The following is a 689-nucleotide window of genomic DNA, read 5'->3' as shown; positions in this document are numbered from 1 at the left end:
AGACTTCCACATAGCCCTGGATGCCGATATCGAACAGGCCCAGGCCATCGTGGAGGAAATCATCGTCACCAGCCGTTACGCCTACCTGAAAAAACCGGTCACCTTTGCCATTGAAGAAATTGAAGTGGGCTACCGGCTAGCCATTCGCTTGCGCGCCAAGGCCTATGTGCTGGATGTGCATTACGAGAAAGCATTCCAGAGCGATATCGTGGTGCGGGTGTCCAAACGATTTTCTGAGGCGGACGTCAGACGGCCTGCTTAGCCATTGTCGCTGACGCCCCTTTCTGGTTAATTAGCGCTCTCCCAAAATCGTAATCTCTCCCAAGAAAAGGGCACCCATGGCGGCCAACACCACCAATCTGATCAACTTCGTCTTTGATATCGCCAACAAGCTACGTGGCCCTTATCTCCCGGCACAATATCGCAAGGTCATGCTCCCCATGACCGTGCTGCGCCGCCTGGATTGTATTCTCGCGCCTGGCAAAGAGGCTCTACTCAAGGAATACGACAAACTCCAGGCCAAGGGACTTGAAGGCAAGGCTCTACACAAAGCCCTGGCTCGCAAAGCCAGCAAGGATCGTAAACACCCGCTTTACAACATCAGCCCCTACACCTTCGAAAAGCTACTTGCGGACCCGGACAATATCGCCTCCAACCTGGTCAGCTATATCCACGGTTTTTCCAAACCC

General features: G+C 53.6%; 1 protein-coding gene and 1 pseudogene. Both read left to right on the top strand.

The window, feature by feature from the left end; translation table 11 throughout:
• Window positions 1-262 (top strand): annotated as a pseudogene (locus A3730_RS32070) (mechanosensitive ion channel family protein); the annotation flags it as partial.
• A 76-nt stretch (window positions 263-338) separates the two neighbouring features.
• Window positions 339-689 (top strand): type I restriction-modification system subunit M N-terminal domain-containing protein (locus tag A3730_RS22085; protein WP_197477571.1); only part of this gene is annotated, 351 nt, incomplete at its 3' end.

It is taken from the genome of Alcanivorax sp. HI0044, assembly GCF_001634945.1.
The sequence above is the reverse complement of the archived record's forward strand: the minus strand, read 5'-3'. Positions and strand labels throughout refer to the sequence as shown.